The 24,538-nt window shown below is 60.1% G+C and carries 21 protein-coding genes and 1 pseudogene; 9 read left to right on the top strand and 13 right to left on the bottom strand.

What is annotated here, in order from left to right:
* Position 1 precedes the first annotated feature (1 nt).
* Positions 2-712 (top strand): hypothetical protein, encoded by a 711-nt coding sequence (locus ACXPVS_RS10905; RefSeq protein ID WP_458509938.1) that lies wholly within the window; start codon positions 2-4, stop codon positions 710-712.
* 13 nt (positions 713-725) lie between these two features.
* Complete coding sequence (locus ACXPVS_RS10900; RefSeq protein WP_458509937.1) at positions 726-1,001, top strand: DUF3613 domain-containing protein; 276 nt, start codon at positions 726-728, stop codon at positions 999-1,001.
* 44 nt (positions 1,002-1,045) lie between these two features.
* Here ACXPVS_RS10900 and ACXPVS_RS10895 read toward each other — a convergent pair whose 3' ends face one another.
* Entirely contained in the window at positions 1,046-1,828 is a 783-nt protein-coding gene (locus tag ACXPVS_RS10895; protein WP_458509936.1) for a response regulator, read from the bottom strand.
* A 111-nt stretch (positions 1,829-1,939) separates the two neighbouring features.
* Entirely contained in the window at positions 1,940-2,410 is a 471-nt protein-coding gene (locus tag ACXPVS_RS10890; protein WP_458509935.1) for a prepilin peptidase, read from the bottom strand.
* Positions 2,411-2,485: 75 nt separating this feature from the next.
* On the opposite strand from ACXPVS_RS10890, the gene ACXPVS_RS10885 reads away from it, so the two are divergent.
* On the top strand, positions 2,486-2,926 hold the full coding sequence (locus ACXPVS_RS10885; RefSeq protein WP_458509934.1) for a TadE/TadG family type IV pilus assembly protein: 441 nt from the start codon (positions 2,486-2,488) through the stop codon (positions 2,924-2,926).
* Positions 2,923-5,676: a PAS domain-containing sensor histidine kinase gene (locus ACXPVS_RS10880; protein ID WP_458509933.1), complete on the top strand. Its 2,754-nt coding sequence runs from the start codon at positions 2,923-2,925 to the stop codon at positions 5,674-5,676. The genes ACXPVS_RS10885 and ACXPVS_RS10880 overlap by 4 nt, the downstream gene beginning before the upstream one ends.
* Here ACXPVS_RS10880 and ACXPVS_RS10875 read toward each other — a convergent pair.
* The 5 genes from ACXPVS_RS10875 to ACXPVS_RS10855 form a co-directional block, all read right to left on the bottom strand.
* Positions 5,646-7,628 carry a pilus assembly protein TadG-related protein gene (locus ACXPVS_RS10875; RefSeq protein WP_458509932.1) on the bottom strand — a complete coding sequence of 661 codons (1,983 nt, stop codon included), beginning with the start codon at positions 7,626-7,628 and terminating at the stop codon, positions 5,646-5,648. The genes ACXPVS_RS10880 and ACXPVS_RS10875 overlap by 31 nt on opposite strands.
* A gap of 151 nt (positions 7,629-7,779) precedes the next feature.
* A complete protein-coding gene (locus ACXPVS_RS10870) occupies positions 7,780-8,337 on the bottom strand; it encodes a DUF4136 domain-containing protein (protein WP_458509931.1) in 558 nt (185 codons plus the stop codon).
* A 27-nt stretch (positions 8,338-8,364) separates the two neighbouring features.
* On the bottom strand, positions 8,365-8,979 hold the full coding sequence (locus ACXPVS_RS10865) for a DUF4136 domain-containing protein (RefSeq protein ID WP_458509930.1): 615 nt from the start codon (positions 8,977-8,979) through the stop codon (positions 8,365-8,367).
* 12 nt (positions 8,980-8,991) lie between these two features.
* On the bottom strand, positions 8,992-9,741 hold the full coding sequence (locus ACXPVS_RS10860; RefSeq protein WP_458509929.1) for a methyltransferase domain-containing protein: 750 nt from the start codon (positions 9,739-9,741) through the stop codon (positions 8,992-8,994).
* Entirely contained in the window at positions 9,741-10,043 is a 303-nt protein-coding gene (locus ACXPVS_RS10855; protein WP_458509928.1) for a MazG-like family protein, read from the bottom strand. The genes ACXPVS_RS10860 and ACXPVS_RS10855 overlap by 1 nt, the downstream gene beginning before the upstream one ends.
* Positions 10,044-10,205: 162 nt before the next feature.
* Between ACXPVS_RS10855 and ACXPVS_RS10850 the strand changes: the two genes are divergently transcribed.
* Together ACXPVS_RS10850 and ACXPVS_RS10845 are read left to right on the top strand one after the other, a co-directional pair.
* Positions 10,206-10,499 carry a hypothetical protein gene (locus tag ACXPVS_RS10850; protein ID WP_140894741.1) on the top strand — a complete coding sequence of 98 codons (294 nt, stop codon included), beginning with the start codon at positions 10,206-10,208 and terminating at the stop codon, positions 10,497-10,499.
* Positions 10,500-10,564: 65 nt separating this feature from the next.
* Entirely contained in the window at positions 10,565-11,914 is a 1,350-nt protein-coding gene (locus ACXPVS_RS10845) for an MATE family efflux transporter (protein WP_458509927.1), read from the top strand.
* A gap of 61 nt (positions 11,915-11,975) precedes the next feature.
* Here ACXPVS_RS10845 and ACXPVS_RS10840 read toward each other — a convergent pair whose 3' ends face one another.
* From ACXPVS_RS10840 to ACXPVS_RS10815, 6 genes are all read right to left on the bottom strand, one after another.
* Positions 11,976-12,758, bottom strand: a complete 783-nt coding sequence (locus ACXPVS_RS10840) for a DUF4123 domain-containing protein (protein ID WP_458509926.1) — start codon at positions 12,756-12,758, stop codon at positions 11,976-11,978.
* Complete coding sequence (locus ACXPVS_RS10835) at positions 12,755-14,083, bottom strand: contractile injection system protein, VgrG/Pvc8 family (RefSeq protein WP_458509925.1); 1,329 nt, start codon at positions 14,081-14,083, stop codon at positions 12,755-12,757. Before ACXPVS_RS10835 ends, ACXPVS_RS10840 begins: the two co-directional genes overlap by 4 nt.
* 233 nt (positions 14,084-14,316) lie before the next feature.
* Positions 14,317-16,230, bottom strand: coding sequence for an arginine decarboxylase (gene speA, locus ACXPVS_RS10830; RefSeq protein WP_458509924.1), 1,914 nt, complete (start codon positions 16,228-16,230; stop codon positions 14,317-14,319).
* 214 nt (positions 16,231-16,444) lie between these two features.
* Positions 16,445-16,816: a translation initiation factor Sui1 gene (locus ACXPVS_RS10825; protein WP_458509923.1), complete on the bottom strand. Its 372-nt coding sequence runs from the start codon at positions 16,814-16,816 to the stop codon at positions 16,445-16,447.
* Between the two features lie 192 nt (positions 16,817-17,008).
* Positions 17,009-17,566, bottom strand: coding sequence for an NUDIX hydrolase (locus tag ACXPVS_RS10820; RefSeq protein ID WP_458509922.1), 558 nt, complete (start codon positions 17,564-17,566; stop codon positions 17,009-17,011).
* A 3-nt stretch (positions 17,567-17,569) separates the two neighbouring features.
* Positions 17,570-18,637, bottom strand: coding sequence for a DUF2333 family protein (locus ACXPVS_RS10815; protein WP_458509921.1), 1,068 nt, complete (start codon positions 18,635-18,637; stop codon positions 17,570-17,572).
* Between the two features lie 287 nt (positions 18,638-18,924).
* Between ACXPVS_RS10815 and gcbA the strand changes: the two genes are divergently transcribed.
* The 3 genes and pseudogenes from gcbA to ACXPVS_RS10800 all read left to right on the top strand — a co-directional run bounded on the left by gcbA (position 18,925) and on the right by ACXPVS_RS10800 (position 24,446).
* Positions 18,925-20,595, top strand: a complete 1,671-nt coding sequence (gene gcbA / locus ACXPVS_RS10810) for a diguanylate cyclase GcbA (RefSeq protein ID WP_458509920.1) — start codon at positions 18,925-18,927, stop codon at positions 20,593-20,595.
* A gap of 1,492 nt (positions 20,596-22,087) precedes the next feature.
* Positions 22,088-22,594: pseudogene (locus tag ACXPVS_RS10805) on the top strand (methyl-accepting chemotaxis protein); the annotation flags it as partial.
* A 112-nt stretch (positions 22,595-22,706) separates the two neighbouring features.
* Positions 22,707-24,446: a protein-disulfide reductase DsbD gene (locus ACXPVS_RS10800; protein WP_458509919.1), complete on the top strand. Its 1,740-nt coding sequence runs from the start codon at positions 22,707-22,709 to the stop codon at positions 24,444-24,446.
* Positions 24,447-24,538: the final 92 nt, after the last annotated feature.

Here is a 24,538-nt window from a genome sequence, read left to right as displayed (position 1 = left end):
TATGAAAGTAATAGTTGCCGGTTTGACTCTGCTGTTATTAGGCGGTTGCGCGAGCAACGGTGCGACGCCCTGGAGCGCCCTGACCAACACGGCCAGTTGCGGCAAGCTGACCTCCGAGGAGCAACTGTCGATGAACCTCGCCGATGACATGGCCAATGACGGCAAACTGCACGCCAGCCTTGCCAACCTGCAAAGCCTGCCCGACAACCTGGCCGACGTGCGCCTGCGCAAAGCCAAGGTCTATCGACTGCTGAGCCGCAGCGAAGCCGAGCCGTTGTACCGCAGCCTGCTCGGCAGTTGCCTGGCTGCCGAAGCCGAACACGGCCTGGGCCAACTCGCCGCCGCCAAGGGTGACAACGGCCTGGCACAAGCCCACTTGCAACGGGCCGCACGGCTAGCGCCGACCGACGAGAAAATCCGCAACGACCTCGGCGTGGTGTACCTCAACCAATTGCGCGTCGAGGATGCGCGCTTTGAATTTCTGACGGCCATGGAACTCAAGCAAAGCGATCAACTGGCAGCGTTGAATCTGGTAACACTGCTGATCTACCAGGACGACTGGAGCCGCGCGGCCGAACTCGTCAGCCGTCTCGGCCTGAGCCCCGCACAAGTCACTGAAGCCCAGGCCCGCGCGCAAAGACTCAAGACACCGAGCAAGTCCGACCCGACCGTCGTAAACCAGGTCGCGGTCGCCACACCGACGTTTCAATAAGGAGAGGCTTTTGATGAAACCAACCATCCTCTGCTGCATCGGCCTGCTGGCCCTGCCCCTCACCTCTCACGCCATCGACCCTGGCCCCGCTTCGGCCCAACAACAGGAAACCGAAGGCTGGCTGCACCTGCAAAGAAGCAACAAGGCAGCGTCCCAAAAACCGCAAACCTCAACCGCGACCGAGCGCGAGCTGAGCATGCAGCGCTGGTTGAAAAGCTATCAGCATGAGATCCCGGAGTACTTTAATCAGTACGAGAGCGGGCAGGTGGACGGTGGGACGGGAGGGTAGTCTTGATCCGGGAATTGAACGCTAGGGGGTACACCAACAAAAACCTAATGTGCAGTCACCCCCTGGCGCAATACAGAATGGCGGGGTAACAACGCCAGCGCCAACTGCGTCCGATTATGCATATGCGTCAACCGCAGAACCTGCGACACATAAAGCTTCACCGTGTTCTCGGTAATCCCCAGTTCACAGGCAATCTGATAATTCGTCTGCCCCTTCCCCACCAACCGGACCACCTCCAACTGCCTTGGCGACAGCTGACTGAAAATCGCCGGCGTCTCAATCCGATCCACAGCGATGACATCCTCATCAGTGGAAACCGATAACCGAGGCCCGCGCCGAACCTTATCCAGATCCTGATACAGATCATCGATCGACTCGGCAAGATACTGCAGCTTCTGATCCAGGTGCCCCAGTTGCACACTCTTCTGCCGCTCCTGCAAAACCACTACCTGACGCGCAATCCCTTCGAGCAACTCACCCAGATTAATCGGCTTTTGGTAGTAATCGGCAAACCCGGCCCGCAGGGCCTTGATCACATCCTGCTTGTCCGCACGCCCAGTGAGCATGATTGCTTCAAACACACGGTGCTTGCCGGATAACCGTTGCAGTTCCTGAACCAGTTGAATCCCGTCCAGACCGGGCATGTGCAAATCGCAAAGCACCAGGCCGATTGCTTCGTCGTCATTGAAACGCTCGACTGCCTGCTTGCCAGTCTCGCAAGGAACGCAGCCGTAACCGCTGCCTTCAAGCAACTCACAGAGCTCCGCGGCAATAAACGGCAGGTCGTCGACCACAAGAATTTTTACAGCCGAAGAAAGCTTGTTCACGTGCGACTCCCTGCGAGGTCAAAGGTGACCGTTCCTCTAGTGACAGCCACAGGCTGTACAACTACTGAATTGAAAGTAGACGTACTTTCCGACTCTGTATAGAACAGGCGACTAGAGAAACCAGGCGAATGTGAGCAACAGGCCGACCAATACGAAGGGTGCAAAGGGCTGTTTCTTTGACATTCCAGGCCCCAGATATCGAAGACGATTTCTAAGCCCTTGCCCCAAATGAAACCAGACTCTGGGCGCCAACAGCAGCCACAGCACACTGGCCAATCCGGCACCGATGAACACGCCAAGCAGGTGCATGCCGTCCGTCGCCAGCCCCAGGCCGATCATCAATTTCACATCGCCTGCGCCCAAGCGTCTCAGCGCATAACCGGGCAAGGTAAAGGCCAGCGCCAGCAAAAAAGCCCAGCCGCCCTGCGCCGCCTCGGCCCCAAGCCAAGTAGTGCCCGTCCACAGGAGATACGCCAGCGCCAATACCGCTGCGCCAAGGGTCAGGCCATTGGCGATGTGTCGTTCTCGCGCATCCTGTGCTGCGCATAGCGTCAGCCAGATCAGTAGTACAAAGCTCTGCATCCGGTAAAAAACGTCCGTTTTGGCTGAATGATTCTATGCTGATATCACGTGGTGAATATCAGGGTAGACGCAGTCATGAAAACAGGCCTCCCCCGCAAGCAAAAAGGCGCTGTAGCGATTGAGTTCGCGTTGGTGTTTCTCATCTTTTTCGCCGTGTTCTATGGAATTGTCACTTACAGCTTGCCGCTGTTACTGATGCAATCGTTCACCCAGTCGACCGCCGAAGCGGTACGCCGAAGCGTGGCGCTGGATCCGAGCACCCCCGGATATGACACCGCGCTAAAAACCGTGGCCACGACAGAACTGAGCCGACAACTGGCCTGGATTCCTGCCGCACTGAACTTCAATGTCGCCACCGACGCCAGCGCCACCTACGTGGGCGGGGTGTTGAAGGTCAGCATCAACTACCCCACCAGCAAACTGCAGCAGGTCATCCCGTTTCTCAACGTGCCGGGAATTGGCCAAGTGCCCAATCTGCCGGCAACACTCACCGCCAGTTCGAGCCTGCAATTTTGAGTTCCGCAGACAAACTCTTCGGGCGCCTGCTCAACCGCCATCCACCTCAGCCAGTGAACACGCCAGACACCCTGAGCGTGCAAAGTGTCGGTTTGCAGATGCATCTGAATGCCGAAGGTCGAGTGACTCACCTGACCGGCCCTCTGCGGCATGTGCTGGCCCAGCAAAAGCCCGCGGCGCAAGCACCGCACCTGCTCGATTTCCTCATGCCTCACAGCGGCCTCGCCGTTGAAGGCTCACCCGTCGACTGGCAAGGACAGAGTCTTGACCTGGACTTTTACAGCCTCAACGGACAACCCTTGCACTTGCGTGGTTGGGTCCAGCCATTGGCCGATGCCTGGCTGCTGCAGTTGCTGGACATCGGTGACTTGTTGCTCGATCGCCGGCAATCACGCAGCCGCGAGCAATGCCAATTACTCACAGCGCAGATCGGCGAACAGTTGCGTCGGTGCAACCTGACGCGCCTGCCCGAGGTGTTGGTGGAACAGCTGCAAGGCCTGGCCCAGCGTTTCCACATACCATGCATTGCGGTGGCGTTACTCGATGAACAGGGTGAAGGCTGGCAGATACACCAGCATTACACGGCCTTCGATGCCCCCCGCCTGTGGCAAAACGCTCAGCGCCTGGGCACGGGGCTCGACAGCCTGAACGGCTCTGCGCCGCAATGCCTGACGCCCGCTGAACATCCCCGCTTGCAAGGCATCTTCGGTACTGCCGACGGGTTCGCGGTGCCCTATCACGATGCTCAGGGTGTGGTCGCCTGGTTGCTGTGTGGCATTTATCCGGTGCAGCAACATGCGCCCGACCTGAATGATCGCGACTGGTTACAACTGACCGCTGCGCTGGCTGGCCCGTTGCTTGAGCGCTTGCGCGAGCACCGGCACCATCTGCAACTGGAACGTCTGGAGTCGCTACAAGCCTTGCTCGGCACCGGATGGTGGGAGCTGTTCAGCGACAGTCACGAGGTGCAACTGGCGCCGTCGCTGGCCAGCAACCTGAACCTTGCGATCGACCGTTTGCCGCTGCACGACTGGCTTGATCGGGTGCACCCCGCCGACCGGGAAGAGCTGAGCAGTCGTCTGCAAACCTTGCAAGACGACGGCACCCCGCTGCTGCTGTGCGTGCGCTGGGCACAAACGCCGAACTGGTATCGCCTGCAGGGCCAGGTTCTGGGCATCGGTAAAAATCGGCGGTTGGTGGGTTTCATGCTCGACATCAGCGACATCAAAAACCAGGAGCAAAACGCCGCGGCGGCCCATGCTCGATTGGGCAATCTGATCGCCAGTTCACCGGCGGTGATCTACGTGCAACGCTATGTCGAAGGGGCGCTGCAACCGACGTTTTTCAGTGACAGCCTACTGCCGCTACTCGGCTGGACACTGGCTGATTGCGCGACGGGGACCTTGGTTGAAAAGGTGCACCCGGATGACCGCGATCGGTACTTCGAACGTACCCGACATTTGCTCCGTGAAGGTTCGGTACGCGCCCGCTATCGGTTGCGCGACAGTCGCGGCGAATACCACTGGCTACTCGATGAAGCCAAGCTACTGCGCGACGACCTTGGTTTGCCGGTGGAAGCCGTCGGCCTGTGGCTGGACGTCACCGAAGCAACCCTGGCCGCCGAACAGGTGAAGCAGAGTGAAGAGCGCTACCGGATTCTGGTGGAAGACTCTCCGGCAATGATCTGCCGCTACCGCCCGGACCTGACCCTGACCTTCGGCAACCGCCCGCTGGCGACTTACCTGGAGTGCCAGCCCGAACAACTGCCCGGGGTGAATCTGGGTGACTGGATGTCGCAGGAACAGCGTGACGCGTTTCTCCAGCGACTCAGCCAGCTCAGCCCGGAATTCCCGGTCAGCACCGCGCAAATCAACCTGCAACTGCCGGGACGGGAACATGCCTGGTGGGTGTGGTCGGATCGCGGGGTGTTTGATGAGCACGGCCTTTTACTGGAGATTCAGGCCGTGGGCCGCGACAACACCGAGGTCCGCCGCGCCCAGCAGCAGCTCACCCAGAGTGCAAAAATGGCCACTCTCGGTGAAATGGCCACAGGGCTGGCCCATGAAATCAATCAGCCGTTGAATGTGATGCGCATGGCCATCGTCAACGTGCTCAAGCGTCTGAGCAGCGGCGATGTGCAGATCGACTACCTGACCGACAAGCTCAATCGCATCGATGCACAGGTCCAGCGCGCGGCGCGGGTGGTGGATCATATGCGGGTGTTTGGCCGCCGCTCGGAGATCGAACAGCAGCCGTTTAATCCGGCGCAAGCCATCGAAGGCACGCTGTCGCTGCTGGCCGAAGGGATGCGCGGCAAAGGGGTCGATCTGCGGGTCAGCGAGACAGGGTTTGACGTGCAAGTGCGCGGTTACGTCGATCAGCTCGAACAGGTGTTGATCAATCTGATGGTCAACGCCCGGGATGCGTTGCTCGGCAAACGCGAGGCCGATCGCGAGTTCAAACCGTGGATCTCGGTGTACGCCGAACGTGATGAGTATTCGCTGCGGCTATGGGTCGAGGACAACGGTGGCGGTATCGATCCACGGTTGCTGGAGCGGATTTTCGAGCCGTTCTTCACCACCAAACCCGTGGGTGTCGGCACCGGGCTCGGGTTGTCGGTGAGTTACGGCATCGTCGAGAACATGGGCGGAAAACTGAGCGTCAGAAACTCGGTCGAGGGCGCACGGTTTTGTATCGAACTGCCGATTGCCGCCGACGATCAGATCACCAGCGTCGCTCGTCCTGAGTGACAACTGAGGTTGGCGCCGACATCGACCTTGTTCAGATCGATTCCCAGACTGAGCAGCAGTGTGTTGATCAAGGTGTCGAGTAATGGGCTGAGCACGCTGTTGATCACGTTGACCAGCAATGTGGTGACAGTGTTGAGGATTGTCCCCAGACCACCGACCAGACTGCCTGTAGGGCCGTACATGTCGACCTTGATGTTAGTCGCCGTGTTGGTAAGGCTGCTGACGATATTGCTGGTGGAATAGGAATAGTAGAACGGTGGCTGGTTGATCTCCGGCAGGCTGGTGGCCGGCGGTGCGGAATAGACATGCGGCATGTTGGCGCTCTGGGCCACGGTGGTGTCGGCCATGATATCGATACCGCCGCCGACGCCTGGAATCCGCGGGTCGCAACTGACGGGGAGTATCAGGAACCGGCGACAGGTTTTCACCCCGATATCGATCACCTTCAATGGCTGCACTATTACGGCCGGCGGCGTGGTGTTGTTGCCGAAAGCCGTGTTCGGATCGATCTTGCCGATTTTCAGCGTCACCAGTGAAGTACTGGTATTGGTGGTCAGGGATTTGTTGGTGGCGCTGACGCAGCTGTAGGCGGTGACGTAACTGGCGGCGCTCGCGACGTCCAGGGCAACATCGAGCCTTACGGTACTGAAAAGCGGCACGATCGAGGGTGTTTCACAGGCAGCCCCCAGTGCGCAGGTCAGTGAGTCAATGACACCGACCAGATTGAGATGAAGCAACGCATTCAAGGTATTGATCAACGGTCCGGCAAGATCAGCCGCCGCCTCGAACAAGGGTTGAATCGCACTCAGAATGGGCAAGTCGATCGACAGCAATGTACGCACCTGAGCGGTTTTCACATAGATCCGGTTGGGCCCCAAAGGCGCGAGCGCGGCGTTTTTCGGATTGCCGATGGCCGACAGCTGTGGCGGTTCCAGTACCTGCACCCGAGCGGTGATTTGCGCCAGCCCCGCGAGGTTGATCGGCAAGGTTGCCACCAGGCCGTTTTTCTTGTTGGCCAGTTGCACGACTGCTTCGATCAGGTCGAACACTTTCAGGTTGGTCGCCAGCGCCGTCACGTTGCTGCCAGCCTCGACTCGCAGCACGTTGCCGAGCACGACGGTGGTTGCACCTGCCGCGACCTTCAGCGCTTGAAGACTGGCAATGGTTGCGGTCGCGCCGAGTGTGCCGCCGGGGTCCAGTACATTGGCGGCGGTCTGGATCAGTTGGCTGACGGCAATCGTATTGCCCAATACCTGGTCATACCCGGCAGCGCTGAGGTTAAGGTCAACCTTCAATCGGTCAAGGTAACCGAGCAGGCTGATGTGGGTGTTCACCAGTCCGTTCCAGCCCGTCGCGCTGATGTTCAGATTGCCCCCGAGCAAACCACCGAACAGCGCGTTAAGCGTGGCCGATTTGCTGGTGTCGACGCTCAGCGTCGTGCCGCGCAGGGTCAGCGAGGCCTGCGGTGGCGGTAATGCAGCGACAGCGCTGGCCGTCAGATTGATGGTCGCTGCGCGTGGAGCGCCACCGAACAGGGCGCCGACACCGCCAGCGAAACTCTGCAAGACCGAATGGCTGGCGATCACTCGAATGGCTTCGCTTTTGCTCGGGTCGACGCCAAATACTCGAAGGTTATTGGCATCCAGGGTCAAGGCACCGCAAGCGACCAACAGATCGCGATGGGGGTCCGGAAGGGTAAAACCGTTACGGTTTGCGCTGGCGGTGGCATAGACGGTGGCGGTATTGCCGGCGGCGCAATCACCGCTTCGGGTGGAGGCTTCAAGTGCGGCCATGTCCGCTACGCGCTGCAGGTCACGTTTTTCCAGGTACAAACGACCGCTGTCGACCACAACCAGCAAGAACACCAGGGCCATGCCCAATGTCAGCGCCGCCATCAAACCGATCGCCCCCCGCTGCCGGGACGGGCTGCCAAACTGTAAACGGGGAGACATCACGCACTCCTTTGCCGGTGCACAGCCGAGGGCTACCTCCTTGGGTGAACAGCAGTGTAGACAAGACTTGGCAGGACTGCTGGCAACATGCCATTGCAGACAACAAAAAAACCTGCAGGAGCAAGCTCAGCTCCTTGGGTTTGAGGGGTGTTTATTTGGGTGGGTAGTTGGCGAGAATTCGCCCGACCGTTTCGCGTATCGCCGTGCTGCGATCCGACGGGTTCGGTGTGCTGCCAAGTAGCTGCTCGTCACTGCCGCGCCACACCAGTTTGCCGTCCGTGCCGTCGAGCAGGTCGATCTGGATGATCGCCACTTTGTAGCTGACGTTACGGGTTTCGTTGTACATCGGCCCGCCCCAGTAGCCGTTCCATGGATTACCCCAACCACCGCCATAGTTGGTGGTGACTTGTTGCTGGCGCTGTTCGACGATCAGATAGGTCTGCACGCTCAAATCGCCCTTTTTGCCACCCGCAGCCAGACGCAGGCCACGTTGATCCAGCTGATCGGTTACCGATTGACGGATGCGTTGTTCAGTCAGGTCACTCTTGATCCGTGGATCATCGGGGCGATATTGCAGGGCAGGTTCTTTCCAGCTCCAGCTGCGATAGGCGGCGAAGTCGCGGCTGGCATCAAAGTCATGATTGACCTGGCTGCCGGCGCAGGCACTGAGCAACACGGCCACAGCCAGTAAAGCGAGACGGCGGAACATGATATTTCTCCGATTGAAGACCAGAAGCTAACTAGGAGGATACGCCGACATCGCCTTTTCTACAGCCTCCCGTATTGCATCGGCACGCTCGCTCTGACTGCCCCGGCTGCTGGTTTCGGCGCTGGCACTCCACACCGGTTGACCGCTCTGAGCGTCAAACAAATCAACCCGCACCACCACGACCTGTTCCTGATAAGTCCGAACGATCGGCACGGTGTTGTACATGCCGTAACCGCTGCCGTAGCGGTTGTAGCCGCCATAACCGCCGCCGTAGTAACCATAGTCGTCCCGAACCTGACGCAGACGGGTTTCCAGGTGCAGGTCGGCACTGACAAACAGGTCGGCCGGGCGGTTATCGTGCAGCGGGCGCAAGCCACGTTGATCGAGCGCATTGCTGACGGCTTCAGCGACCTGCGCCGAATCCGCCCAAGCAGTGCCCGGCGGCAGCTGCCCATTGAGCCAGGCCCAACTGCGGTAACGCCCGTAGTCGCGGGGCGAGGCCGGGTAGGCGCTGCGGTCAAAGGTGTTGGCCGCCTGAGGTGGCGCGGGTGGCAAGGGGGTGGATGACGCCACATAAGGGTTGCTGCCCTGACAGGCCGCCAACCCGAGACAGACCACTAATAACCCCGATCGACTGTTCATTTCGCGCTCCGATCAGACCGGCCGACAGATCCAGTGCAAGTAGCGCCCAAGCCCGGCAAAGCTTGGGTGACGACGGTGGGCCAGCTCCATTTCCAGCAAGTCCACCCGTTCGGCGCGCGCCTGGAATTCCACCGGCATGTAATCGTGAAAAACCCGCACTCCGCTCTGGGTTTCGACCTGCCACAGGCCTTCAAGTTGCGCCGCCAGTTCTCTTGGATCAAGAGGCTGCTGCGGCGTCAGGCTTTGCTTTTCCCCGGCCATGTCATTCTTGCGCATCTTGCGGAAATGGCCTTTGAGCAGGTTGCGATAGATCAACGCATCGCGGTTGTAGAAGGCCAGGGATAACCAGCCATCTGGTTTGGTCAATTGATGCAGCACCGGCAGGATCGCGTGGGGTTCGGCCAGCCATTCAAGCACCGCGTGGCACAGCACCAGGTCATAAGGTTCGGTGAGTTGGCCGAGCAGATCCTGCCACGGCGCCTGAATGAACGTCGCTGTTTGCCCAGCGTCGGCAAAGCGCTGTCGGGCGCCTTCGAGCATCGGCTCGGCGGGCTCGGCCAGCGTGACCTCATGACCTCGCTGGGCCAGCCACAACGACATGTGGCCCAGACCCGCACCGATATCCAGTACGCGCAACGGCCGGTCCGGCAGGGTTTCGGTCAGGTCGGCCTGAAGCACCGCCAGACGGATCGCGCCTTTGGCACCGCCGTAGATTTTTTCGGCGAAGCGGGTCGCCAGTTGATCGAAGTGACGGTCGCTCATCAGCTGAATCTCCGTTCACTGTCCGCGAGTTTACTGCGCACGACTTCATTCATGTCCAACCCCAACTCGCTGCATAGCAGCAGTAAATAGAGCACGATGTCACCGATTTCCTGCCCGGCATGGGCCAGTGTGTCCGCCGGTAACCGGCGCGACTGGTCTTCGGTCAGCCACTGGAAAATCTCCACCAGCTCGGACATTTCCACGCTCGCGGCCATGGTCAGGTTTTTCGGGCTGTGAAATTGCCGCCAGTCATTGCGGTCACGGATGGCGTGCAAGCGTTCGGTCAGTTCAACAAGGTTCATCGGGCTCTCCTGAAGGCGTATAGCTTCGGGGGGATAAGGAATGAAGGCAAGCAGCAAGCACTGCAAAACCACTATGCTTGGAGGGAACTCGGCACCCTGCTCGATAGCCCAAGGCTCAAGTCCGGCAACCATGCCACCACTTTCATCAAGGACGCTCACGACATGCAGGTAGAAAGTTTTTTCGAATGGCTCGGCCAGGCACTCGGTTCGGTTATCCGCTTCATCGTTGACGGCCTCAGCGGCTTGTTCAATCTGTTAAGCCACGCCGGCAGCAACTTTGTCGAGGGGCTGTCCCGTGCGCTGGGCATGGACGCGTCGATCATCAGCATCATTGCGCTGGTTTTGGGGTTGATGCTGTTATGGTCGGCGATTCGGGCGTTCATGAACGCCTCGATCATCATGGGGATTATCTGGTTGCTGCTGGGGTTGTGGTTGTTGAGCTGGATAATCCACTAACGCCCACAATGAATCGCTGCGGATTCTGATGTGTCGCTACAATGCCGCTCCCCCAAGGAGCCTGCATGTCCAACCTGATTGCCGATTGGCGCGACCGCCCTACTCATCGTCGAGTCTGGGCGCTCGCCGCGCCGATGATTCTCTCGAACATTTCAGTACCGCTGGTGGCGCTGGTCGACAGTACCGTCATCGGCCACTTGCCCCATGCCCATCAGTTGGGCGCCGTCGCGGTAGGGGCCAGCCTGTATACCTTTCTCGCCTGGGCCATGGGTTTTCTGCGCATGGGCACCACCGGGTTCGCCGCGCAGGCCGCCGGGCGTGGGGACGGCGCGGCCTTGCGGCAGATCTTGCTGCAGGGCCTGTTGCTGGCCATGGGCCTGGCCATTGTCCTGGGCATACTGGGTGTGCCGTTGAGTGGGGTCGCGCTGCATTTCATGCAGCCCTCGGCGGAACTGGATCAGCTGACCCGCGAATTTTTCCACACGCGCCTGTTCGGTCTGCCGGCAGCACTGGCCAGTTATGCGCTGGTCGGCTGGTTCCTCGGCACTCAGAACGCCCGGGCGCCGCTGGCCATTCTGCTGAGCACCAACCTGGTGAATATCGCGCTGAACCTATGGTTCGTTCTCGGGCTGGATTGGGGGGTGGTCGGCGCGGCCCGAGCGTCGGTGATTGCCGAATGGACCGGTGCGCTGATCGGTCTGCTGATGACCCGCAATGCCCTGCGCGCCTATCCCGGCCACATCGCCTGGGCCGCGCTGGCGCTGTGGCACAGCTGGCGGCCGCTATTGGCGGTCAACCGCGACATTTTCATCCGCAGCCTGGCTCTGCAATCGGTGTTTTTTCTGATCACGGTACAAGGCGCACGACTGGGTGATGCCACCGTCGCCGCCAACGCGCTGCTGCTCAATGGTTTGCTGCTGACCGCCCATGCGCTGGACGGCCTGGCCCACGCGGTGGAAGCCCTTTGTGGGCATGCCATTGGTGCTCGTAATCGAGAGGCCCTACGGCGCTCATTGGTGGTGGCCTGCGGTTGGTCGTTGCTGGCGAGCCTGGGCTTTGCCGTGCTGTTCCTGTTCGCCGGGCACCTGTTTATCGAGATGCAGACCAACATTCAGAGCGTGCGCGATACGGCGTTCATTTACCTGCCCTACCTCGCCGCGCTGCCGCTGATCGCGGTTGGGAGTTATCTGCTCGACGGGCTGTTTATCGGCGCCACCCGCGCCCGGGAAATGCGCAACGGCATGCTGCTGACGGTGGTTTTGTTGCTGCCGTTCGCTTGGGCGCTGCAAGGTTTTGGCAACCATGGACTGTGGATAACCTTTCTATTGTTCATGTTGCTGCGCAGCCTGACCCTCGGCGCGTTTGCCTGGTATCTGCACAAAAACGACGGCTGGTTCGCAGGCAACGCTCACTGAGTCAAAGTGGCTGGTGCGCGAGAAATACAGGTCCTGCCCCGGCGCGCCAGACTACCGGTGTTCAGGGCTGACCGTTCTGCCACCGGTTGCGCAGGCTATCGAGACGCTCCTGCTGGGTGAGTCCCGGCAATGCATGCCCAGGCAAAGCCCCGGGATTCTGCAAGCGTAGCCATAACCAGTCATCGAGTACCGGGCGCTCGGTAAAATCCAGCGCCAGCCCTTCCTGCACGTGGGACCACAGAATGTTGTAGTCAGTCCCGGTGGATCGACTCCAGTGCCAGGCATGTTGTTCCAGCAGGCAGGTTTGCAGTTTTGCCTGCTGACGAGGACTGAGGTTTTCTTCAACCGCCAAAGGGCTGACGGTAAGCCCCGGATTGACCAACTGCTGCCAACCCTGACTGCCGATCGCGCGGTCGGCCCACGTCCCGCCGAACCAGCGCAAATGGCTGACAGGACCCAGCCAGCGACTCAGCTCCTGCGCATCGCAGGCATCGAACAAATAACTGGCCGTTTGCGGGTTGTAGTAACTCAACAAGGCTCGGTGATGCAGGCCGAACGTGACCGTGAGCATGCGGCGCAAATGCTCCAGCAACAGAGGCGACGACACCTCGCTGGCCATCAGCAAGCCGCGCCAGACGGGCACTTCGCTGTCACACAACCCGGCCAGCACAGGGCATGTCCGAAGATCGATTAGGGCCGGGCCGTGTTCACGCAACGCATGCCACTCAGTGCCTTCGAACAACCAGAACCACCGGGCATGCGCAAACTTCTGTTGCAGCATCGCCCCCGCCTGTGGCGCACCCGGCACATCCAGCAATAGCCATTGCGGGGTCGCGACGATCATGCCGCACCGCTCTGGCCAAGCCGCATCGCCGCCCGGCAGGTGCAGAGGGCCTGTGTGCAATGGTTGAAACTGCCGCCACCGGGCAGCAGGCATAGCAACATCAAGGGTTCGCTCGATTGCAGAAGCGCCAGCAAGCGCTCGATATCATCTGTCGCGGATGTGCGTGGCGGGCCCTCCTCCCCCGCCTCTTCAACGGACGAAGGGGCGTGAAGAAACCCGGTAATCAGCGGCTGATCCGGATCCCCCTCGATAAAGCTCACCACCACCTCGACTCCCTCACTCAACTGCGTGACGGCCGCGTCGCCCAGTTCAGCGGCCACCGGCAGCCAACTGTGGCTGGGGACCGCGCCCTCGCCCTGATAGAGCCAGTCAAATTGCACGGCAACCGGTCTGGACGGATCGGGGCATGACTCATCAACGTTGACCACCCAGGCCCGTTGCAGGCTGTGCATCCTGGGTTTCACTGCGCAATGTGGCGCTACAAACGGCACCTGCCAGTGAATCGCGCGGATCTGGTTACTGTAGGACGCCGTTAAATCCTGGCGACCCTGATGCTCCACATGGGTCAGCAGCCAGAGATGATTCCAATCGGTGATCGGATGACCGGACAGCGACATCAACTGACCGCTGCGCAGCGCCGTCAGGTCCGTCCGACCTTCGGCCATCGACGCGGTTCGTTGCCCGGCGCGCCCCTGGAGCTTGAATTGACGTACGGCCGATTGCTCGCTCTCGACCTGGAAGACCGCGCGCTCGCCGAAGCGAAAGTGCCCCTGACCATCACCGAAAACCACGCAATGCCCGCGCTCACCGTGTTCGAAATGGAAGTGAAGCCGTTCCTGGGCACACAAACGCTGGATAAATTGCAGGTCTGACTCCCGGTATTGCGTACAGAATTCACGGGGCGGGTAGTCGCCACTCAGCTCAAAGCGCCGACGCTTGCCGGCAATACCGTGCTCCTTGAGCACCTGACTGAGGATCTGCGGCACCGAACGCGCACTGAAAATCCGCTGACTAAAGCGCAGGGAAAGGCACGCCAGCTTCGGCCCCAGTCGTACGCGACAGAGCCTGACAGCCAAGTCATGGTCACGCTGGACGAGTTCATGCAATTGTCCGTGGAAACCGTTTCCCGCAGGCCCGACATGCAAAAAAGCCGGACGGTACAGCAGGCTTGCAAGGTCGAGTGTCGGGTCATCGATCAGCAGATCCACGTCGAACACAAAAGGCTCGCTGATGGCTTCTCTACCGGTAAAGGCCAAGACCTCAAAGGGGTCGGGCAGACCCTCTACATCCAGACGAAATGACGGCTCGTTGACTGGATCGAACATCGGCGATTCTCTACAGGAGGGGCGGCCGGGGATTCTCTCCGAGAGAGTTGGCCGAGTAGAGTTCCGAAGTACAACTTAGGAAATGACCTACGCGAAAAGAAGACCACATCGCTTGGATGGCCAAGAATGTAAGTTATTTCGCTTGAAATCAGAGAGGCATCCCACCAAGTCATCTGAAATTTCCGATACGTGCGGAACATTTTCAGACAACCTGATGAGAGCGGCGTCTTACCTCAAGAAGACAGGTAAGAAGAACGGGTCAGGCCCAGACGCAGAGCGTCGAGGAACTGGGTACGCTCGGCGGCGGTGATGCGGGCACTGGCGCATTTGTCGCGGTAGTGGGTCATCAACTCTTCCGGCGACAAATGCACGTAACGCAGCATGTCTTCGATAGTGTCGTGGGTTTCAATACCCGCGTGGTACACGCTGCCGTCAGCGTTCTGATAGATGTTCACCGAGTCGGTGTCACCGAACAGGTTGTGCATGTCGCCGAGAATTTCCTGGTAGGCGCCGACCAGGAAGATACCCAGCAGGTAGTCTTCACCGTCGTTCAAACCGTGAACCGGCAGGCTGGTTTCGATGCTCTGCTCGTCGACGTATTGCTTGATCTTGCCGTCGGAGTCGCAAGTCAGGTCTTGCAGCACCGCACGGCGCAGGGGCTCTTCGTCGAGACGGTGCAGCGGCAGGATCGGCAGTACCTGGCCGATGGCCCAGGTGTCCGGCAGGCTCTGGAATACCGAGAAGTTGCAAATGTACTTGTCGGCCAGCTTGTCGTTGAGCTCGTCGAGCACCTGACGGTGCGAACGCTGACGAGCCTTCAACGAGTTGTGCAGGCGACGGCACACCGCGAAGTAGCATTGCTCGGCGAGAGCTTTCTCGGCCAGGGTCAACTTGCCATCAGCGTACTGGGCCGCGATGTCGCTCATGTAGTGAGTGGCGCGCCAGTAGGTTTCGGTGACCATCTCGATGTCGGTCGGGCCCAGCAGGTCAACCAGCCACTGCACGGTTTCCGGCAGTTCTTCCTTGTTGTCGATCTTCGGCACGTCGTCGTTGTGCTTCTCGACGTCGGTCACTTGCACCACCAGCATCGCGTGGTGAGCGGTCAGGGAACGGCCGCTTTCGGAGAAGATATTCGGGTGCGGCAGGTTCTGCGCGTCGCAGAACTCCTTGAGCATCCCGACCACAACACCGGCGTAATCGTCCATGTCGTAGTTGATCGAGCTGGCGTTACGCGAGTGCGTACCGTCGTAGTCCACGCCCAAACCGCCACCGACGTCGATGTGATCCACCGGCAGGCCGAGGTTGCGCAGTTCGCCATAGTAACGAATCGCTTCCTTGAAGCCGTGCTGGTAGTCCGCCAGGTTGGCGATCTGCGAGCCCATGTGGAAGTGCAACAGGCGAATGCCCTGATCCAGGCCCGCCGCGCGGAAACGCTCGACCACCGACAGCAGTTGCGCCGCCGACAGACCGAACTTGGATTTCTCGCCACCGGTGTCGGCCCACTTGCTCGACGCCAGGGACGACAGACGCACGCGCAGGCCAACCTGAGGTTTGACCTTGAGCGAGGCGGCTTCTTCGATCACCAGTGCGACTTCGGATTCTTTCTCGATCACGATAAACACGTTGTGGCCGAGCTTCTGGCCCATCAGCGCCAGACGAATGAATTCGCGATCCTTGTAGCCGTTGCAGACGATGGTGCCGCCCTTCGGCGCCAGGGCCAGCACGGCCAGCAGTTCAGGCTTGGAGCCGGCTTCAAGACCAATGGACACGTCTTGGGTCGCAATGATGTTCTCGATTACCGCTTCTTGCTGGTTAACCTTGATCGGGTACAGCGCGGTGTACTTGCTCTGGTATTCCAGGCGCTCGATGTTGGCGTCGAACGCGCCGGTCAGCTGACGCACGCGGTCTTGCAGAATGTCAGGGAAACGCACCAGCAACGGCAAGGACAGGCCGCTTTTGCGCAGCTGGTCGACTTGCTCGAACAGGTCGATAGGCGAACTGGTCGGACCGTTCGGACGAACTTCGACGCGACCGGCATCATTGATCGCGAAGTACCCGGCCCCCCAATGGCGAATCCCGTAAACACTGCGGCTGTCCGCAACTGTCCATTGGCTGCCATCGTCTTTGCGTGTGCGTCGTACGGACATTGAAGTCCCCTATAAAGAAGTCATAGAGCGTCGCCTGGGTTCAGGCCGGCGCAGTCTAAAGAATGAAAATGACGGTTCGTCAACGAGGGGATAGACCTCGCTGACCGCAGTGAGTTTAGAAACCGGTCAGAACAGGCTCTGTGAAAACCATGTAGACGACGCCAGGCCTGTTGTCAGGACCGGATCAAGCCGAGGGTGGTTTTCACAGAGGCTGCTAGCCGCCGGACTTCTTCGCTTTGAAACCGTGTTTGATCAGCTCGGCCAAGAGTAGCTCGACATGATCGCCCTGGATTTCAATGATTGCGTCTTTCAACGCCCCTCCGGTCCCGCAACGTTTCTTCAACGTGGTCGCCAGGTCCTTGAGCGCGTCTTCGGCCAACGGCACGCCGGTAACGGTGGTCACCGTCTTGCCGCCACGGCCCTTGCTTTCGCGACGCACGCGAGCGATGCCGTCGCCGGCCGGGATAACGGTCTGTTTGCAGAGACAGGCACCCACCGGTTGACTGCAATCCGGGCAATGACGACCTGCGTCGGTGGAAAATACCAGGCCACCAAGGGCGGCGAAGGATGCGGCTTTTTTGGCCACCGGCAATCCTCTTGGGAGGACAAAGACTGGTCGCGGCAACTTGGGCAAGTGCCATCGACCGCGAAGCCCCACTCAGGCAGGGGCAGCGCTACTGACCGGACGCCCCTACAAATAGGAGTGTCGGTTCAGCTTGAAAAGGTCGCGCAGTGTAACGGCAAAAACGCCGATTGCTAAGAGCCAATCGGCGCCAATTTATGCCTCTTTTGCGACGTCCGCCCCTCGGGCCCGAAGATACCGCTTCAACGCAGCCAGAGAGTCCGGGCAATAAGGCTTTTGCTGGATTTCCAGCAGGACCTGATCGACGGGGATGAAGCGCGCTTCCAGCACCTCTTCCGGCTGCAGGATCAACGCTCCGTCCCACACCGCCGAAAACGCCGAACACCACAGACGATTGCCGGTGTCTTCGAAGAAAAAGTGATCATGGGCCGTCAGTTCTACCCCGCTCACACCCAACTCTTCTTCCAGCTCGCGGGCAGCCGATTCGGCGTAGGTTTCGGTCGCGAGCACCATGCCCCCCGCCGCCACGTCCCAGAAACCTGGATAAATGGCTTTACTCAGCGTGCGTCGATGCACGCAGAGTTCACCGGCAGAGTTGAACAGCATGATGTAAGTGCCGCGTCCGATCAGCCCGCGTTCACGCAGGTCGGAGCGAACCAGGGCACCGAGCAGATTGTCCTGCTCGTCAACCCAGGCGATATGCTCGGCATCCGAGGCCGCGCGGTGCGCGACCTCTCTGGCGCTATTGACCATGACTCAGCCCTGATTGAGCAGTTGACGCAAATCGATCACTGCGGCGTTGGCCCGGGAGATGTAGTTGGCCATGACCAACGAGTGGTTGGCCAGCACCCCAAAACCACTGCCATTAAGAATCATAGGACTCCAGACCGGCTCCTGCGAGGCTTCCAGTTCACGAATGATCTGACGCACGCTGACCGTGGCGTTCTTCTTGGCCAGTACATCGGCGAAGTCGACTTCGATGGCGCGCAGCAGATGGGACAAGGCCCAGGCCTGGCCGCGAGCTTCGTAGAACACGTTGTCGATCTGCATCCACGGGGTCTCGATGACTTCTTCGTCAACCTGCGGCACCTGACCCGGGGCGACGACTTCAGTTTTCAGAGAGGTGTTGAGCTTGACCCGGCCAACGCTGGCCGACAGCCGTTGCGACAGTGAACCCAGACGAGTACCCACATCGCCCAGCCAGTTGCTCAGGTTGTCGGCGCGGGCGTAGAACAGCGCGCTTTTCTGCGACGGATCGGACAGGCGCGCCTGATAACGGCTCAGGGAATTCATGCCTTGCTGGTATTCGGACTCAGTGGATGGCAGCACCCAGCTTTTGTTGTCGAAGTTGAAACGCGGCTCGGCCTTGGCCAGATCGGAGTCTTCGGCGGATTGCGATTGCGAGCGAGCAAAGTCTTTACGCAAGGCACGCGTCAAGTCGCGGACCTGGACCAACACGCCATATTCCCAGCTCGGCGTGTTATCCATCCACAGGCCCGGCGGGAAACGGTCGTTGGAGATATAGCCACCTGGCTTGGTCAGCAAAGTACCGGCGACGGTCTTGAGGGTTTCGACCGTGGTATAGCCGATGACCATTTGCTTGCCTTCTTTCTCGGCAGCGATCTGGGCATTCTGCTGAACCGGGAACAGCGCAGGTTCCTGGCTCCAATACCAGCCCAGCGCAATAGCCACCAGCAAGTAAAGGCCGATCAGCGTGGCCAGCGCCCGACTGAACAACAGGCCACCCAAGTAACTGCGGGTGGCCGATTTCGGTTCAGCGGCACGTTCAGGCGCGCTGCCCGCGCGGTTCTTCCAGTCCAGCATGGCGATATCCTTTCAATCACTTGAGTTCATTGGTTCGACCACAACCCTATCTCATCGTGCCTCGTTTGCCGCGCATTAAATCCTGCGTAAACGCTACCCGCACAATGATCACGATCGACGGCCACTATAAATGAATCACCGCCTGGAACCTATGCGACCAGTCGGTCAGGAACTGAATTACGTCGCTTTGCAGTTTATTGACGTGCGACACTCATGCGATCGAAAAAGAGGTGCTAGCATAGAGCCACCAGTCGATCTCAGCATGCACCCTTACTAGTAGTCAGGATATGACCGAGCCAGAAGACCCCAGCCGTGAGCGCCTCAAGCACCACTTTGCCCAGCGGGTAATTCATCAGGCACGTCAAATTCTTGAGATATGGCAGCGCCTGCAACGCAGCGAGTGGTCCACCACCGACTTATCGGAACTGAGCGAGGCCAACCTGCGCCTGCTGCGTTTCGCCGAACGCTTCGAACAACCTGAACACACGCAGCTGGCACGCCACATCGGTCAGTCGCTGGAGGCTGTCGACGCCAATCGCGGACGCCTGAGCAGCGGACTGATCACCGACCTCAATCGTTTGATGCAGCGCCTGTCACGCACCGGCTTGCGCCATGGCGATCAGTTGGACCAGACCTTTCTGCCGCCGCTGCGCAAGCCGATTTACGTGATGTTGCAGGATTACGACCGCGCCGAGCGTCTGGCCAAGCAGCTGGAGTTTTTTGGGCTCAGCGCTCAAGCCCTCGACAGCGTTGCGGCGTTCCGCTCTTCGATGATTGAGCGCTTACCTGCGGCGATCGTCATGGACGTGGACTTCAGTGGAGCCGGCATCGGCCTGAAACTGGCGGCCGAAGCCCAGGAAGGCCTCGATCATCAATTGCCGCTGTTGTTCTTCAGCCTGCACGAAACCGACACCCCGACCCGTCTCGCCGCCGTGCGTGCCGGTGGCCAGGAATTTCTGACCGGCACCCTCGAAGCCTCGAGCCTGCTGGAGAAGATTGAAGTCCTGACCTGCGTCGCCCAGTACGAACCTTATAAAGTGCTGATCATCGACGATTCCCGCGCCCAGGCCTTGCACACCGAGCGCCTGCTCAACAGCGCCGGGATCGTCACGCGGACCTTGATCGAACCGATCCAGGCCATGGCCGAGCTCGCGGACTTCCAGCCAGACCTGATCATCCTCGACATGTACATGCCGGCCTGCACCGGTACTGAACTGGCCAAAGTGATCCGCCACAACGACCGTTACGTCAGCGTGCCGATCATTTACCTATCGGCCGAAGACGATCTGGACAAACAGCTCGACGCCATGAGCGAGGGCGGCGACGACTTCCTGACCAAACCGATCAAGCCCCGGCACCTGATCACCACCGTGCGCAACCGCGCGGCGCGGGCACGCAATCTGAAAGCGCGGATGGTCCGCGACAGCCTCACCGGGCTGTACAACCACACGCACATTCTGCAATTGCTCGAAGACTGCTGCTTCCGCGCCCGTCGCGAGAACAAACCGCTGAGCTTTGCAATGCTCGACATCGACCACTTCAAACGGGTCAACGACAGTCACGGCCACCCCATGGGCGATCGGGTGATCAAGAGCCTGGCGTTGTTTCTCAAGCAACGCTTGCGCAAGACCGATTTCATCGGCCGTTACGGCGGTGAAGAGTTCGCCATCGTGATGCCAGACACCGATCTCGAATCGGCCCACAAAGTGCTCGACGAAATCCGTCGACGTTTTGCCGAAATTCACTACCCGGCCCAACCGCAGGACCTCTGGTGCACGTTCAGCGCCGGGGTGGTGGAACGGTGTGAGCACTCCGACAGCCTAATGATGGCCAGCCAGGCAGACGAAGCGCTGTACCGCGCGAAGGACGCCGGACGCAACCGCGTGCAGGCTGCGCGGACGTCAAAGCAAAGTGCCACCTTTTCATCGGAATCGACCCATTCAGTCATAACCCTGTAATACAAACGCAATAAATTCAGGCGCTTACCATTCTGCCGCTGGTAGACCCTCGATGCGCCTGAAGCTGCTGACCAATCTCAACACCCTACTTTTAGTCGCCGTGTGCGTGGCCCTTGGCGTCACGCTGTGGTGGTCGCAAAAGGCCCTGGAGCGCCCCTATCTTTTGATGGAGCGTTACGTGGGCTTGTCCCAGCAATTTCAAAATGAAGTCGCGCGCAACATCGACGACTACCTCGCCAGCGGCGATGCCCTGCGCCTGAGCAGCGCCAGTCAGGCCATCGACAGTGTGCAAAAGGAGCTCGGCGAGTTGCCGCCGGCCTTGACCGACACCTTGCGCCCGAGCCTGTCGAACCTCGAAGAGTTCAGCAAAACCGACCTGCTGGCCGCCGGCAAACTGGCCGGTGATCCGCAAGCACTGCTGCTACAGGCCGAACGCGAACTCGGCGCCAGCCTCGATCAGCTCAGCCAATATGCCAGCGCTGATGCGGCGTATCTGACGCCGTTGCTCGCCGCCTCACAACACTTGGGCAAGTTGTCTCTGGCCCGGGACAAACTGGTCAGCAGCGGCCGCAGCGAATTGGCCGCCGATGTCGAGCGTGAAGTCAGCAACATCCGCATCCAGGCTGAGTTGCTGGACACCTTGCCGCTGCTGGGCGTGACCAGTAAAAGTGAATCGAACACGGATGATTTCGCGGCGATGATGGGCCTGGAGAGCACTGAACAATCCGTTGCCGAGGATGCTGGGGTGGGCCTCAAGCGTGAACTGAACAGCCTTCTCACTCGCTACCCGGCCGAACTGGCGCGCACACGCGAGCAGATCCAGAAACGCACCGACCTCAGCGCCGCGACTCACCTGAAAATCGCCGCCGTGCAGCAGGCCATTGCCGGACTGGAACCAGTGGTTCGCGCCCAGCATGGACAGATCCAGGGTGAAGTGCGGCTGATGCAAGGCGTGATGATTGGTCTGATCCTGTTGATCGCCTTGCTCATCGATACCCTGCAACGACGCTTGGCCCGAACCCTGACCAACCTCGCCCCGGCCCTTTCGACCTGGGCCGAGGGCGACTTCAGCCGGGACATTGAACTGGGCGCGACCAATCGCGAACTGCACGACATTCAAGCGTCGCTCAATCGGTTGCGCGCCTATCTGGTCGACCTGGTCGGGACCATTCGCCTCAACGCAGAGCAGGTCGCCGGTAGCAGCCGAACCCTGGCCGAGTTGAGCAATGACCTGCACAGCGGCGCCGAGCATCAGGCCGGCGACACAGCGCTGATCCGTGATTCTCTCGGCGAACTGGAAGCGACCATTCAACAGGTTGCGGGCGATGCCAGCCAGGCGGCCGACGCCAGCCGCCATGCCGGGCTGGCGGTGGAGCATGGCCAGAAAGTCATCGGTTTGAGCCTCACCGGTCTGCACGCGCTGGTCGGCGAAGTACAAGGCAACGCGCAGATGATCGAACACCTGGCCGAAGAGTCGGCAACCATTGGTGGCGTGCTGACGGTCATCCGTTCAATTGCCGACCAGACCAACCTGCTGGCCCTGAACGCTGCCATCGAAGCGGCTCGTGCCGGGGAAATGGGTCGAGGGTTTGCGGTGGTGGCCGAAGAAGTTCGTTCACTGGCACAACGCACCGCTGGCGCCACAGCAGAGATCCAGACGCTGATCGCCGGATTGCAAACCGCGGCGCGACAATCGGTGGAAGGCATGCGCGCCCAGGTCGAGCACGCCGAAGCCACTGCCAATCAGGCCCAAGCCGCCGACGGTGCGCTGGATAAAATCGTCGGCGCGATCCAGACCATTTCCGACACCGCCGTTCGCATTGCCGATGTCACCGCCCAGCAGAGTGGCGCCGTCAGCGAAATCCGCGATCACAGTGAGCGGATTCACCAATTGGGTGGGGATAACTTGCTGCGCATCGGCGAAGGACGCGTGCAAGGGGAGAATTTGTTGGTGCTGGGTGGGCGGTTGCACACCGCCGTCCAGGCATTCCGAGTCTGATGGCGGCCGGGGGATCGTTCCCTTCACTCTGCGTGGGAACGATCCAACTCCGGCCCTGCACACCCCGCGACTGTCCGCTATCATGCCTTCACTTTCGATACGCGAGACTGTCATGCGCCGTTTGCTCTGCCTGTTGTTTTTAGTGCTCGCTCTGCCGGCCACCGCCGCCGGTTTGCTGGACAGTCGGCCCAGCTCGACGTTGGGCTCGATCAACAACAGCGCCGACTTTCTGCCGGTACGTGAAGCCTTTCAACTGAGCCTGGTAGACAGCACACCGCAATCGATCAAACTGCGTTTCGTCGCCGCCGAGGGCTACTACCTCTACCGGCACCGCTTTCAGTTTCGCGCCGACCCACCCGATGCAGGCCTGGGCGCCGCACAACTGCCCAAGGGCGAACAGAAGCACGATGAGTATTTCGGCGATGTCGAGGTCTACCACGGCATTCTCGAAGTCGAACTGCCGCGCACCGATCAACGCGCCTTCACCCTGGTAGTTTCGTATCAGGGTTGCGCCGACAAAGGCTTGTGCTATCCGCCCGAAACCGAGCGCCTGGGTATTGATGGCAGCACAGGCGCGCGCCCGACCTGGAGCTGGCGCGAACTGGCGCTGTTCTTCCTTGCGGGCCTGGGCCTGACGTTCACGCCGTGTGTGCTGCCGATGCTGCCGATCCTGTCCGGCGTGGTGTTGCGTGGTCAGGTGGGTGGTTTACGCGGCTTCAATTTATCCCTCGCTTATGTGCTGCCAATGGCCGCCTGCTTCGCTCTGCTTGGGGCGTTGATGGGGATGTTCGGCGCACAGCTCAATCTTCAGGCACGGCTGCAATCGGTGTGGGTACTGGTGCCGTTCGCGATGTTTTTTGCGCTGTTTGCCTTGGCGATGTTTGGTGTCTTCGAACTCAAACTGCCTCACGCCATCAGCCGTCGCCTGGACCGCATCGCCGGTCGCACCGAAGGTGGTTCGTTGTGGGGCGCCGCCGTGCTGGGCGTGGTTTCCAGCCTGCTGGTGTCGCCCTGCGTTTCGGCACCGCTGGCCGGCGCGCTGCTGTACATCAGCGCCAGCGGCGATGCATTGGGCGGCGGTCTGAAATTGTTCATGCTCGGCCTTGGCATGGGCGCCCCGCTGTTGCTGGTCGCCACCGGTGGCGCCGCCTGGCTGCCGAAAAGCGGACCCTGGCTGATCTATGTGAAAAACGCGATTGGCGTTTTGCTGCTGGGGCTGGCGATCGGTTTGCTCAGGCGAGTACTGCCGGGCCAGATCACGTTACTGTTGATCGGTTTGCTGGCCGGTGGTGTCGGGTTGTTCATGGGTGCATTGGAGTTCGTCTACAAACCGCCGAGAAAACGCCTGGGCCAATTGCTTGGGATGTTCCTGCTGTTTTATGCGCTGGCGTGTTGGTATGGAGCGTTCAGCGGCCAGACCGATCCGCTCAATCCGATTGGCCAGGCGCACATGGTTGCCGGCAACGAGCAACCGCAAAACACCAGCGCCTGGCAAACCGTCAGCACCCCGGCAGACCTGGACCGCGTCCTCGCCGAAGCCAAATCATCGGGCACCCCGCTGCTGCTCGACTGGTACGCCGACTGGTGCATCAGTTGCAAAGTCATCGAACAAAAGGTGCTCAACGATGCCAGGGTCGTCGAACGCCTCAAAGGCTATCGACTGATCCGCTTCGACATCACCGCCAGCAGCGCCGAGCAACGCGCCTTGCTTGACCGCTACCAACTGTTTGGCCCGCCAGCGCTGATGTTTTTCGGCAAGGACGGCGTCGAACACACCGATGTGCGAGTGATCGGCGAGATCAATGCCACCGACTTCGCCGAACGTGTCGCGAAAGCAAATGACCGGATTTAATAACCCGGTCACATACTTCGCGCAAACATCGGCCATCGTGCTGGCTATTGCATAGAACTGGACAGTCACAAAGGCTTTGCGGCATAGTCGCC

It is taken from the genome of Pseudomonas sp. Ma2-10 (genome assembly GCF_054330215.1).
The sequence above is the reverse complement of the archived record's forward strand: the minus strand, read 5'-3'. Positions and strand labels throughout refer to the sequence as shown.

What these genes read in the sequence shown, in the direction of transcription:
- ACXPVS_RS10835 (WP_458509925.1), bottom strand. Translation starts at nt 14,083, where the DNA reads ATGTTCGATCCAGTCAACGAGCCGTCATTTCGTCTGGATGTAGAGGGT.
- ACXPVS_RS10815 (WP_458509921.1), bottom strand. Translation starts at nt 18,637, where the DNA reads ATGCTGGACTGGAAGAACCGCGCGGGCAGCGCGCCTGAACGTGCCGCT.
- speA (WP_458509924.1), bottom strand. Translation starts at nt 16,230, where the DNA reads ATGTCCGTACGACGCACACGCAAAGACGATGGCAGCCAATGGACAGTT.
- ACXPVS_RS10875 (WP_458509932.1), bottom strand. Translation starts at nt 7,628, where the DNA reads ATGTCTCCCCGTTTACAGTTTGGCAGCCCGTCCCGGCAGCGGGGGGCG.
- ACXPVS_RS10845 (WP_458509927.1), top strand. Translation starts at nt 10,565, where the DNA reads ATGTCCAACCTGATTGCCGATTGGCGCGACCGCCCTACTCATCGTCGA.
- ACXPVS_RS10885 (WP_458509934.1), top strand. Translation starts at nt 2,486, where the DNA reads ATGAAAACAGGCCTCCCCCGCAAGCAAAAAGGCGCTGTAGCGATTGAG.
- ACXPVS_RS10800 (WP_458509919.1), top strand. Translation starts at nt 22,707, where the DNA reads ATGCGCCGTTTGCTCTGCCTGTTGTTTTTAGTGCTCGCTCTGCCGGCC.
- ACXPVS_RS10855 (WP_458509928.1), bottom strand. Translation starts at nt 10,043, where the DNA reads ATGAACCTTGTTGAACTGACCGAACGCTTGCACGCCATCCGTGACCGC.
- ACXPVS_RS10870 (WP_458509931.1), bottom strand. Translation starts at nt 8,337, where the DNA reads ATGTTCCGCCGTCTCGCTTTACTGGCTGTGGCCGTGTTGCTCAGTGCC.
- gcbA (WP_458509920.1), top strand. Translation starts at nt 18,925, where the DNA reads ATGACCGAGCCAGAAGACCCCAGCCGTGAGCGCCTCAAGCACCACTTT.
- ACXPVS_RS10865 (WP_458509930.1), bottom strand. Translation starts at nt 8,979, where the DNA reads ATGAACAGTCGATCGGGGTTATTAGTGGTCTGTCTCGGGTTGGCGGCC.
- ACXPVS_RS10890 (WP_458509935.1), bottom strand. Translation starts at nt 2,410, where the DNA reads ATGCAGAGCTTTGTACTACTGATCTGGCTGACGCTATGCGCAGCACAG.
- ACXPVS_RS10900 (WP_458509937.1), top strand. Translation starts at nt 726, where the DNA reads ATGAAACCAACCATCCTCTGCTGCATCGGCCTGCTGGCCCTGCCCCTC.
- ACXPVS_RS10840 (WP_458509926.1), bottom strand. Translation starts at nt 12,758, where the DNA reads ATGATCGTCGCGACCCCGCAATGGCTATTGCTGGATGTGCCGGGTGCG.
- ACXPVS_RS10905 (WP_458509938.1), top strand. Translation starts at nt 2, where the DNA reads ATGAAAGTAATAGTTGCCGGTTTGACTCTGCTGTTATTAGGCGGTTGC.
- ACXPVS_RS10820 (WP_458509922.1), bottom strand. Translation starts at nt 17,566, where the DNA reads ATGGTCAATAGCGCCAGAGAGGTCGCGCACCGCGCGGCCTCGGATGCC.
- ACXPVS_RS10860 (WP_458509929.1), bottom strand. Translation starts at nt 9,741, where the DNA reads ATGAGCGACCGTCACTTCGATCAACTGGCGACCCGCTTCGCCGAAAAA.
- ACXPVS_RS10850 (WP_140894741.1), top strand. Translation starts at nt 10,206, where the DNA reads ATGCAGGTAGAAAGTTTTTTCGAATGGCTCGGCCAGGCACTCGGTTCG.